The sequence below is a fragment of the Paenibacillus sp. FSL R7-0189 genome (genome assembly GCF_037969925.1).
Lineage (GTDB): Bacteria > Bacillota > Bacilli > Paenibacillales > Paenibacillaceae > Paenibacillus_AQ > Paenibacillus_AQ odorifer.
Genome location: NZ_CP150223.1, coordinates 764,617 through 779,144, shown reverse-complemented (window position 1 = coordinate 779,144; position 14,528 = coordinate 764,617). Strand labels below are relative to the sequence as shown.

General features: G+C 38.7%; 6 protein-coding genes. All 6 read left to right on the top strand.

Translation table 11 applies throughout. The features are described 5' to 3' along the window. The first annotated feature begins 116 nt into the window (after positions 1 to 116). The 6 genes from MKY63_RS03335 to MKY63_RS03310 all read left to right on the top strand — a co-directional run bounded on the left by MKY63_RS03335 (position 117) and on the right by MKY63_RS03310 (position 14,285). Entirely contained in the window at positions 117 to 2,807 is a 2,691-nt protein-coding gene (locus MKY63_RS03335; protein WP_170914187.1) for a DEAD/DEAH box helicase, read from the top strand. A 3-nt stretch (positions 2,808 to 2,810) separates the two neighbouring features. Then, the gene (locus tag MKY63_RS03330) at positions 2,811 to 5,570 is read left to right on the top strand and encodes a DEAD/DEAH box helicase (RefSeq protein ID WP_076141159.1); all 2,760 of its coding nucleotides are present in this window, start codon (positions 2,811 to 2,813) and stop codon (positions 5,568 to 5,570) included. Positions 5,571 to 5,663: 93 nt separating this feature from the next. Beyond that, positions 5,664 to 7,457, top strand: coding sequence for an AAA family ATPase (locus MKY63_RS03325; RefSeq protein WP_076141160.1), 1,794 nt, complete (start codon positions 5,664 to 5,666; stop codon positions 7,455 to 7,457). Beyond that, entirely contained in the window at positions 7,454 to 8,830 is a 1,377-nt protein-coding gene (locus MKY63_RS03320; protein WP_339811517.1) for a hypothetical protein, read from the top strand. The genes MKY63_RS03325 and MKY63_RS03320 overlap by 4 nt, the downstream gene beginning before the upstream one ends. Before the next feature lie 81 nt (positions 8,831 to 8,911). Further along, positions 8,912 to 11,095 (top strand): DEAD/DEAH box helicase, encoded by a 2,184-nt coding sequence (locus MKY63_RS03315; RefSeq protein ID WP_339811514.1) that lies wholly within the window; start codon positions 8,912 to 8,914, stop codon positions 11,093 to 11,095. Position 11,096: 1 nt separating this feature from the next. Then, entirely contained in the window at positions 11,097 to 14,285 is a 3,189-nt protein-coding gene (locus MKY63_RS03310) for an ATP-binding protein (RefSeq protein WP_339811511.1), read from the top strand. The last annotated feature ends 243 nt before the right edge of the window (positions 14,286 to 14,528 follow it).

The window sequence follows — 14,528 nt, the reverse complement described above, 5'->3', positions numbered from 1 at the left end:
TAATTCGAATAAGGGAATATTTTCAAATGAACATACGTTCGCTGACAGGTGGATGTCTAGGTAATATGGTCTAATGGAAACAGGCGGTAAGATGAATGGATGGAGGCGGAGTAGAAATGGCGTTTCTGAAATGTTCAGTATGTTCAAGTATGCTTAAGGCTGTTCAAATATCTCATAGAATTAGTCAGGTTGGAGAGCAGCGGAGATTAGAGTATACCCCCACTGGAATCCAATGTTCAGATTGGTCACCCATAATGGAAATCTATAAAAATCATCTGGAAGGAGTCTACTGCCCGGAATGTCAGGCCGTTGTCCATCTGGAAAAAGCTGAAATTCCGTTGTGTGAAGATTCTCGGATTCCGGGTGTGAGCAGTAGTGAGTTCTCCGCTCATGAAGTTCTGGAGAAGCTAAAAGCATTAGCCGATGTTGAGGATGCAGAGATCTACGTACATACGTTACCGGCAAAAGAAGCTATTTATGCAGAAATTCCAGATTTCACACCGCAGCCGATACGGGAAGCTTTGAGCCGAATGGGCATAAATCAACTTTATGATCATCAGAGGGAAGCAGCAGAAGCGGTCCATGCAAAATCTAATGTGGTGTTAGTTACTTCTACTTCTTCCGGAAAGACCTTGTCATACAACTTACCTATTCTTAGTTATCTTTATGAACACCCGGAAGATAAAGCTTTGTACCTGTTCCCAACCAAAGCCTTAGCTAATGATCAGTTGGATCAGCTCAAACGGTTTGGCGAAATAAACCCATCTGCTCAACCATCCTTGGATGATTGGTTTGAGACCCCATTGAAGTTGGGCGAACGTATCATTCATGTAGGTCGACTGGATGGGGATACCGAAAATGGGCCAAGGCAGCGGATCATGGAACAAGCACAGATATGGATGAGCAACCCGGATATGATTCATCATTCTATCCTTGGTCAGGTGCAAGTGTTGAAATATACTTCTGGTCAGCATATCCGAAATTATCTCAGAAATCTCAAATTCATAGTGTTGGACGAGATGCATTTGTATCGCGGTACGTTTGGGTCCCATGTTGCACTTGTACTACGCCGATTGCTTAAGGTTTGCCGTGAGCTAGGAAATACCCGAAACATTCAGATCATAACCAGTTCGGCTACTATAGATAATCCGGTGAAATTGGCTCAGGATCTAACAGGTCTTAAAGAGTTTGTACTCATTGATACGGATGGTTCAGCTCATCAGCGCAAAGAGATCGTTCTATGGAATCCAGGGATATCAGCTGGTGAGCAGGTTAGACGTGCACCCTCAACGGATGCAATTACGATTGCTAAGCAAGCTATGACAGTCAATCAGAAAGTAATTAAGAGTATTATCTTTCAGCCCTCCCGGAGTCAGACGATGGTGTTTACCAAATATATTAAAGACGTTTTAAGACAGCCTCTTCGCTTGCCAAAGGAACGTGTCGAAGGAGAAAAACTAGCTGCCTTTTACACGGGAATATTGCCTAATGAGACTCGGAAACGAATTATCGAACGTCTGAAATCCCACGACATCCACGTCGTTATTACTACGAATGCACTTGAAGTAGGGATTGATATTGGTGATTTGAGTCTGGCTGTCTTGGTTGGATATCCTGGTTCGAAGGCGGCATTCTCACAGCAGATCGGACGTGTAGGTCGGAAAGGTGAGGGTGTTGCCATACTCATCTGGCAGGATGATCCGCTTCAGCAATATTACATGCGTAATCCGCATGAATTTCTGCATAAAGCGCCTGAAGTTGTAAGAATTAATCCGACTAATTATAAGCTATTGGCGCTTCATTTACCTTTACTCCAAGAAGAACTTGGGCGGGATTTAACGGAAATAGATCTGAAAAGTATGTTTCCGAACCTACATGAGGAATTTATTCAATCCGTCTTGCAGACCGCAGTTGCAGCAGAAGGAACAGAAGAAGCGGTTGTAGATAAGAAGTTTAGTCTCCGTTCAATCTCAGGTCAGAGTTATAGTGTTTCTATTCGTGGGCAGAATTATGCAGTTGTGGATGGGTTGGATGAATGGAGCGCTATGCGAGATTTTCATGAAGGAGCCATCTACTGGACACCAGGGGATCGAGCATACCGAGTGGATTCTATTAATCGCCGGAAAGGTGAGATTATTCTTTTGCCTATCCAGGAGCTAACTTATCATACTCAATCTTCTTATAGAGATACTATCGATATTATACAGACGTACCAGAGACATGATTTTGAAGAGCTTCATATGGCTTATGGTGAGTTAGAGATTAAGAGAAGTGTATTTGGCTATAGAAAACTGTTCTTTGGGCAAAAGAGTGATTCAGAACAAGTGGCTCTAACTCATCCATCTGTAACGAAATTTGCTCCAGAAGGAACGTGGCTAACCATTACAGATTCAGATTGGCTGCTGCTAAAAGAGAATATCCAGGAATGGGCAAGTGAACATCGAACTACCGAGATGTTGAAAGAAGCTTCACTTCATGCCGCCCAGCATGCTATGACGTCGGTAATTCCGGATATGATCATTTGTGATGCTAATGATTTTACAGGTTTCTCTGCAAGCGGAATGTCTGCTTTTGCTAATCGACCGGTTATCGGGTTCTATGGAGAAAATGGATCTGGGCTTGGAACGATCGAGGCAATATATGAGAACACGCCTAAGGTAATGCGTAAGGCACTTGAGCTTATGGAGAGCTGCCCTTGTAGTGAAGGATGTCCAAGTTGTGTTCAGCTCCCCGGTAAGTACAATGTTGAACTATTTAAACCTGGAGCAAAGATACTCCTGAAATCTTTAATCGAGAGGAACGATTAAGAAATGCCTCTGATATGTTCATCTTGTGGAGCAGTTAAACCCTATGGCGATTTTGTACAGATCAGCTATAAAGCTGACCCTAGAGGCTATCGTCGGGGAATTCAGCAACGAGCGAATGGTGTCCACATCACCGATTGGCAATCCCTTGAAGCTGAATATGAGAGCGATAGCGAACAAGAAGAAGGCATTTTTTGCATTGAAGATGGAAGTCCCATAATGAGCAGTTTGCTTATGACGGAAGAAATGGATTTGCTTCTAGATAGAAGGCTACCACTTCAAGAGACATTTCATAGCAGTCTCCTTGCCGGACAATTAGTAGAACTGAGCAAACGCCTTCGAGCGGATGTATTTGTCCATGAAACTGATGAGATACAAGGCATGTACGATGAGCATATACCAATGGAGAGTTGGATGCGTAGTAAGCTTGAAACAATGGGAATTAATAAGCTCTATAAGCATCAGGGTGAAGCAGTCGAAGCGATAAGACAAGGACGGAATGTAGTTATTTGCACAAAGACGGCATCTGGTAAATCGTTGTCATATAACATTCCAATTATGGAAAAACTCGTAGCTGATCTAAATGCTTGCGCGCTCTATTTATCGCCATTTAAGGCCTTGGTCGAGGATCAATTTGCTCATTTACAACAGTGGGCAGATTTGGAAGAAGAAAATGTAAGCAACTTCAAAATGGCTGGTTTCTCTAAGCTTAAGGTCCATGGAACAGAAGTGCCTGCTGGCCTTCTTTTCGGTCAACGTAATATTCCTCAGCATATGAGGAAGGACCAGGCCTCCAATTTGGTATTTGAACAGGGACGCTATTGGCTAACCAATGTTCATTATTTGCATCCCATTCTTCAAAGCATAGGAGCACAGACAGGAAAGGCTTCGCAGTTAATTAGATTCTTAACGAATCTCCGTTATATCGTAATAGATGAGCTGCATCATTACTCCGGTATGATTGGTTCAAAAGTGGCTATGGTCATTCGCCGCTTAAGAATGTTATGTGAAAGATTAGGCAATCGGGAGATTCAATTCATTGCATGTTCTGCTACTATAGCCAATCCTAAATATTTGGTTGAGGAATTAACAGGTAAGAGGGGGATACAAGGGTTCCATGAAGTTATGGAAAGCAACGCACCGATTAATAAAAAGGATATTGTTCTATGGAACCCTGGTCTTATAGATATAGAGCATAAAAGAAGAGCAGTTGCATCCGATCTTTATGAGATCCTAAAAACGGTTTACAGAAATGGGCAATGGCCGAGAAGTATTATTTTCTCTAGTAATCGTCAAAAATCTCAGCTTTTAAGTAGAGAACTCAATATGATTCTAAGAACACACCTTAATGAGTCCGGATCAATAGAATTGAAAGAAGGTCAGGACTTATTTCTTCCGTATCATGCTAATTTACCTCAAGAAATCAAGGAACAAACTATAAAGAAGCTACAACAAGGTGAAATATTAGGCGTTGTCGCTACTAAGGCCTTGGAGGTAGGGATTGATGTGGATTGTCTGGATCTATGCATCATGCTTGGTTACCCTGGATCTCATGCCTCCTTCTGGCAACAAGCAGGTCGAGTAGGCAGAGGCGGAGATGGTTTAGTTGTGATGATGTTACAGGAGGAGCCATTACAACAATATTATGCCCGTAATCCGCTAGAATTCTTCCAGCAGATACCGGAATCTGCTGCTATTAACATTAACAATCCAAAAATATTAAGGGAACATCTTGTTTATGCAGCGCATGAGCAAGGAGGGACGATCTACAATGCAATTAATTACGTTCGTGCCAGCGTCCTTCGGAAGGTATTAGCTGAGGTTGACGAGCAATGGCAACAGGCTGAAGGAAAACTTATGTATATGGGTGAGTCTCCAAAGTATCTGCCATTGATTGCGATGGGTGAAACATACACCGTCGTGAGTAAGAGTGGATGGAACGAAACAATATTGTTTCAGAATGTAGATACTCGTTCCTTGATAAGGGATTATCATGTAGATGCGATCTTTTTGGGATCAGATAACCGAAGTTATTACAAGGTAAAGTGGATCGATAAGAGGCAGCGGAAGGTTCTAGTGGAACAGGTGAGATCGGACTATCTTACACGAGGTATTGTACGGGATAGTATCGAAGTGAGTGATATTACTAAGCTCATATTAGTTGGTAATGAGTTGAAAGCGAACATTGGGAATATAATTGTAAAACGAAACACATTCGGCTACAAGAAAATATACACACACAATGAAAAACCATCAGAAACGGTACAGCTAACCAATACCTACCCTGTTTCGTTTCAAACAGATGCACTGTGGTTGCTGTGGGATGAACAAGGTAAAAGTCAGCTTAGAAATCTTTTAGCGGGCATACAAACAGTATCAGATCTTACATTCGAGGAGCTTCTCGATGGAAGTATACATGCAGCTGAACATGCTCTAGCCGCAGCAATTCCAGCTATTGTGAAATGCAGCGCTGCTGACTTTCAACATGTCTCATTTCACTCGAGTTCAACTTTGTTCGGGATGCCAGGTTTATTTATATATGATAGCCAAGTCGGAGGGGGATCAGGGATCGTAGAGGTTGTTGCTGAAAAGTTTAATGTGCTGTTGAAAAAGGCTGAACTAATGATGACAAGCTGTAGATGTTCTAATGGCTGCCCGTCTTGTGTCCAGCTCTTCCAATGTGAGCGTCAGAATGAACCATTGCATAAGGCCGGTGGGGTGGTTGTTATTCAGTCACTTCAGAGACATTTTAAGGAAATTATATAAGAGTTATTTAGAGATCGAGAATTAAGGCATTTGTGTGATTGAAATGAATGGTTTGAATTAATGAAATTACAAAATTTGAGAGGATTAAAAATCATGGCAAGATTTAAAGAATGGGATACTTCAGATGTCTATCGCTACGCGAATGAATGGAAAGAAAAAAGTCTTATGGATGGGTCATCTTTGCTCTGGCCATCGGAAAAGATATGGACTACTGATAATTTGAACGCATTTAGAGCTTGTTTCATTGATAATACCGATGAATCAACAGAAGCATTCGAAACGAAATTGAAGGGACAACTTAGTGGCCAGAAATCAGAGGTTGTGCAGCTCGCTTGTGAACTGGTCTACCTGTATCTGCTTTTCCCATCCAGCATAAGCTATCGCAGGAAGAAAGAACTGCTTAAGACAATAGCCTCTTTTGCGAACCTATTACTTGATGATCAGAATAATGCTCTAACTGCTCTTGAACATGGTATCGGTGGACCGGGAATAGCCTACAATACAAGACGCTATAATGAGATACGATACATAGCAATATTTGCTGATACTATGCTGCAAATGTCAGAAGAAGAGAGGAAAGAGCTTGCAGCAGATCATCTAAAAGTTCGCGGTTTGTTAGATAAACTTAAGGAAGAAGGGAATCCACTCTCCCGCCATATTCTTTTGCATCTGTTTTATCCTGACCTGTATGAGCGAATGGCGAGTGCTAGTCATAAACAACAAATAGTCGAGGCTTTCTTGGATATGCTGGATGAGGATTCTATCCCTGTAGATGTAGATGAGCGTATCCTAGCAATTAGAAAACAATTAAGTGAAATTCTCTGTGAACCGGATCTTGATTTTTATCGAAGTCCTCTCATGGAGTGTTGGGATTATGGTGATCATGAAACAGATGTGCTTCCGATTCAAGGTTTAGAAATCAAAAAGCAAATTGTTATATATGGGCCTCCAGGAACCGGGAAAACCCATGAAGCGAAAGAATTAGCAGAGCGTTTTATTCGGCAGGAGACATTGCGTCAGTGGGGAGCGGGTAAGTTTTTTAAGAATCAGAATAACATAGATGAACTGTTGCAGCAGAGGGTTCGGCGTGTACAATTCCATCCCGGTTATGGTTATGAAGATTTCATTCGAGGAATGCAGCTTGAACAGAATCGGACCGTTTACAAAAATGGTGTATTCATGCAAGTCCTTGAAGATGTGAAGGCAGCGGAAAACGGAATAGGTAAAGGCCTGCCTTTTGTCTTCATTCTGGATGAGATGAACCGTGCGGATTTAAGTAGGGTGCTGGGGGAGTGTTTCTCCTTGCTGGAAGATCGGGAAAGTGAAGTGCTGCTAGCTGGACAGGATGGGAACTCATTTTCGCTTGCCGTACCTGACAATCTTTATATAATTGGGACCATGAATCTGATTGACCAATCGTTGGAACAAGTTGATTTTGCACTTCGCCGCAGATTTTTATGGTTTTTCCGGGGGTTTGAACGTGAAGACTTAATATCCTTGGTGAAAACTAAATGGGAACGATGGCCGCAAAAGTATGGTAAACCCCGACAATGGAGCCGAGTAGAGGAGGAGTTTGAAGAACTCGCAGATCGGTGTGTCCGGATAAATACATTAATAGCTAATCATGAACTCATGGGACCACTCTACGTCATTGGTCATACTTATTTCAGCGATGTTGTTTCTTTTGCACAGAAGTACATTTATTCTCAACCCGGAGTTCAGCAGGTTTTATGGAATCGAAAAGGGCAGGGTCGTGGACCAATTTCTGGGTTGTGGAATTATTCGCTAGCTCCATTATTGGAGCAATATCTGTCTGGAGCAGATGCATACGAAAGAAAGTTGTTAATGCAACAGGCGAAAGACATATTCTTAAAAGGGCAAGTATGAGAACTTCACAGGGAAATATAGAGATTATTGCGAAAGATTTATCTGAGATCAAGCTGAGACATAACGATGAGAAGCTATGGATACAGGATTTATGCTGTAATCTGGACAAAGAACGTTTCACCTTTCGTCTTACTGGGAAAATAGCAGATGAAGAGCCAATTATCGAATTCCGCAATGGACAATGGTATGCGGGACGTTATGTGGGGGAGATCAGCTACAAGGGGAGAACGCTGCGAATCATACCTCGTTATGAAAGCTCATTCCATCGCTGGATCAGTAAGATTTGGGGAGTGCGTATGATTCAGAGCAATGGATCTTATCGTGGATCTAACATGTGGTTGTGGGAGCTGATTGCTCGAATTTGGGGTGATCAGCTTATGCTTGGAAGCAAGCACGGTCTACCTTATACCCGCATAGAGGAAACTTTGAAACTGCCTTCACTGCGCGGTCGTATGAAAGTAATGGAAACCGCACTTGAGGTAGGGAAAGGGACAAATCGTCTCGTGAGTTTATCTAGAACCAAAGTCATTCATCCTACTATTTCCAATGTTCTCAGCAAAGCTTACCGCCAAATTAAGAAAGAGCTGGGTCATGGTGATGACCGCACTTGGCTTTCTGATAAAGGAAGGGAGATTATCGGGCTTCTACTTCAAACATCAGCAAGCAGCTTATCGAACTTCACTGCGGCAAATAAACTACCTCAGATAAAATATACTGCGATCCTGGAGTCATATCGTTCAGTCGTAGAATTATCGTTGAAGATATTACATCAGAAATCGATCGGTGCTACTTCGACAGGAACCCAAGAGATAACAGGAACCTTGCTAGATATGGCTGAGATTTGGGAATTATATGTGTACCATTTGTTAAAAACTACTGTAGCAGGAGTTGAAGTTGTCCATACAGGGCGGGAGAGAGAGGCATCTGGGCACCTGTTTCAAAACATGGATGGGCACAAATTAGCAGCCTTGAAGCCGGATATTTTATTGAGGAATCCCTTATCAAAACAAGTACTTGCCGTCGTGGACGCTAAATATAAGCATACGTTTGCAAGTCTATCCAAGCCAACCGGTTTGGAGCGAAATGACCTTTATCAAATTCATGCGTATATGGATGCCTTTTCTAGTCCGGGCAATACTGTTCCAGGAGTTCTAGTGTATCCTGATGAAAGTGAAGCTAAAATTCGTCAATATCAGATGGGGAATCCTTGGAGTTCTTTTCAACAGAAAAGCGATCTGTATTTTTATGGGGTGAACGGAGAACTAAGCGAGGGAGAGCCGACTAAAGGATTGACCCTGTCTGAAGAAAAATTTTGTGCGGGAATACGTGAATTAATTGGAGTGAAAATAACTAAGATACCAGAGTTTCAGTAAAAGTGGTGGAAGACCTTTTAAATGAGTGACTAAGCTTCCACCACGTAAATGAACTCGAAATTATCTGCGTAGGAGGAACTTATGCGAACTGGAAGTACACTTATGCCCTTATCAGAAATTGAATTAATGCCTCTGCAATATGCCGTAATAACAAGATTGGAGAGAAACGGCTTTGCATATATATTTGATGAGGTTGGTTCAGGGAAAACAATTCAAACTGGACTAGCTATTTGGAACATCATTAAAGATAACCCTAAAGCAAGAATATTGATAATTTGTCCTAAAAGCATTACATACAATTGGTACAGTGAACTTTTACAAAAATTTGGATTTGATTTTAAGATTGTTGAGGGAATCAAGGGTTCTCTTTTTAGCTGTGACCCTCGTATAGCTAATCTACTTATTACAGGTTCAGATGCAAGTACGAAAGCGTCTAGGCCGAATGAAGGGTTAAATAGATTAGCACAGGAAAATGAGGTGACTGAACAATCAAGTGATTCATGGTGGGATCTAATTGTTATTGATGAGGCTCACGAATTTAAAGGAACCTCATCTTCTCGTTTCCAGACTATCAGGAAAAACTATTCTGCAAAAAAGGTTCTTTTTTTAAGTGCGACACCTATAAAAAATGCAATAGATGAATTAGAAACTGAGTTAGAGCTTGTTGCCACTCTATTGAAAAAGGAAAAAGAGAAAGGAAGGGTTTTGCCAACGCTTGATAATTCCAAGGAATATCTTGGCTTAAAGTTATTATCTCTCGATCCCCAAAATCCGTTTTCTCGAAATTTCAAAGAAATAATTCGTCTATGTAAAGCAAATGTTGTAGGAGAACAAATTGACTCTGATGCCCGTTATTTTAAAAACAGGGTCATTCATAGACTGACATACAATATTAATCATGAAAATTGGAAAGCCATTACGGAACACTTAAAAGGATATTATGGGTTTGGTTATTACCAAGCTATCGGGAATATTCATCAATTGGTTTTCCGTAATAGTATAGATATTGACCCTAAGTTGAGTGAATGTCTTATATACCTAAAAGATAAAGTGAAAAGTAATGAGAAGGCAGTTATATTCTGTACCCGAAAGGCTACAGTGGAATATATTTGTGCTGCCCTTCGAAAGGAATTTGGTAAAGACGGAGTACTTGGCATGACAGGGGATACACATGAGATTGGAGAACGAAAGCAAGTTCTCGCCAGAATTGGCACGATGAAAACCAATCTTGGTGAATATGAATATGTCAGGTTTCTTGTAATCATAGATAAGTTAGCGACGGTGGGCCTAAACTTACCCACTTTTAATCACATTGTTAACTATGAATTACCGTTTACGCCCGCTGATATAGAACAACGATTTGGTAGAATTGATCGTATTACTGGTCAAGATCATTATGACTTGCATATGGTTTACTTTTGTGAAGAGCAGCCTAATAATGTGGAATATGCTGCGCTTGACAGTGCATTTATTAATCTTTGTGTGACAAAATTAGTTTGGAGTATTTTGGACACCATTCCATCCAAGAATACAATTATTGATATCATTAGCAATGACATTAATGTAGTCGCTTTGCGATTTGCTTTCGTTAAAACATTTCTTGATATTGAGAAGAAATGTAATGTGGATTGGGATATTTCACTAGAAGCGATGTACGCTTACATTGAAGAAGTTCTTGGAGTCAATGAAGATTATACTTTTCAATGCCAACTTTTTTATCAAGAAATTATTAAAACAAGGGATTCCGATTCACAAGTAACCTTTGTTGAAATAATGAGTCACATGCAAAATCAGTACTTAAAATCATTAGCTGTGGTGTTAGGTAACGATAACTTATGTCAAATGTTTTTAGATAATGAAATGACAATATCAGAGTTTGTTGAAGCCGTTGGGCTTCAAAGAAAAATTAAGACTGATAATGCGATTTTTTATAAAGACGAACTAGAAAACATAGTACCCATTACTCTTAAGGATCTGGCAAAAAAAATTGTTCCTAATCCAAATGAAGAAATGACCAAACTTTATTCAGAAGTGAAGCAAATTCAAGATGAACTTAAAAGCTTTCAACTGGAATGTGGAAAAATTTGCGAGAACAATAATGTGAATTTCAAAAAATTAGGTGAGCTTCTAGTTAACATAGAGGATAATAGCATATTTCTTTCAGCAACTCTGATTAATATCTATAAACATTTACTCAAAAATCGATATATTAGCATGAATCTTTCCGAGTTTATTACTGGTTGGAATGAAAGGCGGAATGAGTAATATGACATGGCAAGAAGAATTAAAAGGTTTGTATAAACAATATATAAGCCCTGATCCTGGAAGTCTAAGTTGGGTGCTTCTAATGGATTTATTTGAGATGAATACATTGGATTTAAACAAGAAAGAATCGCCGGAACTTGATGAAAAATTGAGTAGTTATACCCAAAGTCTCTTGCTAGATGGGGATACATTCAGTAAAGAGTTTTTGGATGTCTATTCCGTTATTGATTCGACGAAGCAAGCTGTACGCGGCGAATACAGTCAGCGTTCTATAATAAAAGAACTATTGCAAAATGCGTTTGACTGCAAGTATGGAAATGAAACAATAGAAATAGAAGTAGCGTTCTCCAAAGAAACCCAGTATAACATCATATCTTTATCCTATAACGAACTAGGTTTTGACAATTATAGTTTACTGAAATACTTGTATTTAGGTAAGAGTCAAAAAGAGAAGGGGCTACATGAAGGACGATTTGGCATCGGAGCTAAGTTTGGTGTATTTTATCATACCGATGAAATTGTATTACAAAGCACTAACGGAACCAATAAGTACGATATTTGCATTGAACGAAAAACCAATTCTCTAAAAGAAACATATCTCGCAATTAATCCCGAAAGATTTAAAGTGGAGTCTACAAATGAGAATAAAACTTCGACTACAATACAACTTAAATTACTAGAAGATACTTTATTTAATGCAATTCATACTGATTTCGAGATGTTATTAATCAAGAAAGGTGATTATGTAAATATAATCGAATTCTTCTTTGCTTTGAGAAAAGCTGCGAATCGAGGCATAAAGAAAATTTCTTTAACGGTACAATTGAATACAGGTATTAAACAAAATTATTTATTCTCGTATTCCAAAGATAGTTGTTCTCTCCAAGTAGATGGAAAAGAATACTTAGTGTTTACCTCATTTGATTCACTAGATAGTGGTATTTCATATCTTGTTCCACAAAGAATTAATAAAGACTCAAGTAAATACTTGGAAAGTGAAAAATTTCGTTACTTTTCTACATATGAATTAACAGAAGGTGAGTCGCACTCTGCATTTTTCATAAGCGTCCCTAACAAATACGTGGGTGTGGATAGAAAAGGTTTGCGTGATCCAAGTTTGATTGAGTCTTTTATTGTACGAGACTTATCAGAAATGATTCAGAATGAGTCTGTTTTTAATGAAAATACACTGTATCATATATTGGAAAATCCTTACTCATATTCATACCTGATTCAATTTATGTTTAATTTTATGTATAAATTTAACACTGATAAAAATGCTAAGTCAATTAATTACCTATTGAGTAAAAGTGAAATTAGAGTTGGTAACCAATCATTTCCTATCGTTAAGACTCAGACTAGAATGATAAGAACAATTAAGTCTTTCGACGAAAAAAGTATTTTTGATAGAAATTGGGAAATATTGAACTGGGAGTATGCATTTTTAGTTTATTGTCGGGCACCAGTAGATAACCCGTATGATGGGCAACGTTGTGTAACATATGAGTATACGATATATTTTTATGAGCGTGGAATTAAGGAACCTAAGGCTTTTAAATATAATTTTGAAATTAATTATAATTCTAAAAAAGCTAATAACCATGAAGATTATTACATTAGACAACAAACTTATAAGGAAAAAATAACTGCATTTTATTACTTGTTTGAACATTATGCCCAACCTGTTTCAGAGTTGTCAGAATATAAAAAATGGATTGCATTAGAGTCGCTTGGTGAGTTAAATAAGAAAGATACGATAAACACAACACAAGAACTCAGCACTTTACTGCAGATCATTGGTAACCTTAGAATGGGTCTCGAATTTAAGGAACCTAATAAATGTATAGTTGATAGTAAAGAGTATAGTCTGCATAATTTCAACTTTCAAAATGGGATTTCTGATTTAATTGAGGTCATGAAGTTAATCCCAAAGTGGAGCGAACCACATTACCTTATTTCGCAATTCTTTATTAAGCAATATTTCAACAGCATTGTACCATTTGATCGCAGACTAAATGAATTGATTCAACATGCAAATTCATTTGAAGTTGAAAAAGGATACTATCTTTCATTGAAAATCAAAGAGTTGAATTATAGTTATTATTCATCTTTAAGAAAGCATGAGTTATTCCAGGACTGGGATCATGTAGTTGATTTATCGTTACTATATGGTCAAGAAAATACTAAAGATGTACTGAGTTCTTTATCGAAATTACATCCGAAACTACTTGAAAAGCTGGATATTAATTCACTTTGTAGCGAACTCAACATGCGTCCAGATTCATTGGAAACTTTTGAATTATTTATGCCGGAAGATCTTGCTAAAATACTCCCAATTGAACCAGAAAATTTATACGCTAAAGTTAGCAATATATATTTTGTGGATGTTAAGAAAGAATCATCCTGTCTTATTGGACTTACAAAACATAACATTTCACAGTTAGTATCACTGAATAGTATCGAGAAATTGATGGGGAATGATATTACGGAACTCTATGTTCTTTGCTCAAAACGAGATAAAAAAAGCATATGTTCGATTCTCGAATACTGGGTTACTGGAAAAAATGCCGGAAAATTGACTTTATTATCGGAACAAAAAGCAAGGGTGTCGCTTCTAGATCAATATCCCTATCACTATAAGCCATTCCCTCGGATCAAACAAGATGAGTGGAGTTTCTTATGTGAGCAAGCGTCCAATCTTGCTTCTTTGAGTGAGGACGAATTAAACCACCAGATACTCCGATTTATTAAGGACTTTAATACCACATTGTTTGGTTATGGTTATAAATGCAGCTTTTCTGCAGAATGTGGATATGAGGGGCTTAATGCGTTACCATTTCGTATAAAATTAGTGGAATACAATGGGTTGAGATTACCTATATTTGTATGTTGCAATGATTACTATGATATAGATGGTTGGAATGCTAAGGAAATTGAATTTAATGGAATTGAGTTATTTGATGTGATGAAAAGAATTCATAAAACAGCTGTTATTGACCCGGATTGTTATGCGGTTCACATAAATTATAATTACAAGGTCAAATACGAATCGCTAGAGATTGATACAGAGGAAAAAGAAATTATCGAAGATAGCAGCAATCCCGATTGTTTCAGGCAAGAAGTTAGACATCTTCGGCTGACACCATTTATGTTAGCGGTTTGGTATAACATATATTTGGGTTTTCAATAACCTTAAGCTGGTTATCTGGAAATATTAAATGCGAAGTATACTTGAACGATGCATGCAGCAAATCTACATTCTTATATGGGAATATGTGATTAGGAGGGAGTGTAAAGGAACAAATCAAATACAGTATCGACAGATTTCTAAAAAAAGTAAAAGATGAATAGAAGCTTGGAAATGTCGAAAGATTCATATTATTTCTTTAAGTGAATGAGTTGAAGATCGGTTTAAAAGTAGTTGTGACCTTGA

Coding starts and splice junctions, on each gene's coding strand:
- MKY63_RS03315 (WP_339811514.1), top strand. CDS start 8,912: ATGCGAACTGGAAGTACACTTATGCCCTTATCAGAAATTGAATTAATG.
- MKY63_RS03325 (WP_076141160.1), top strand. CDS start 5,664: ATGGCAAGATTTAAAGAATGGGATACTTCAGATGTCTATCGCTACGCG.
- MKY63_RS03320 (WP_339811517.1), top strand. CDS start 7,454: ATGAGAACTTCACAGGGAAATATAGAGATTATTGCGAAAGATTTATCT.
- MKY63_RS03330 (WP_076141159.1), top strand. CDS start 2,811: ATGCCTCTGATATGTTCATCTTGTGGAGCAGTTAAACCCTATGGCGAT.
- MKY63_RS03335 (WP_170914187.1), top strand. CDS start 117: ATGGCGTTTCTGAAATGTTCAGTATGTTCAAGTATGCTTAAGGCTGTT.
- MKY63_RS03310 (WP_339811511.1), top strand. CDS start 11,097: ATGACATGGCAAGAAGAATTAAAAGGTTTGTATAAACAATATATAAGC.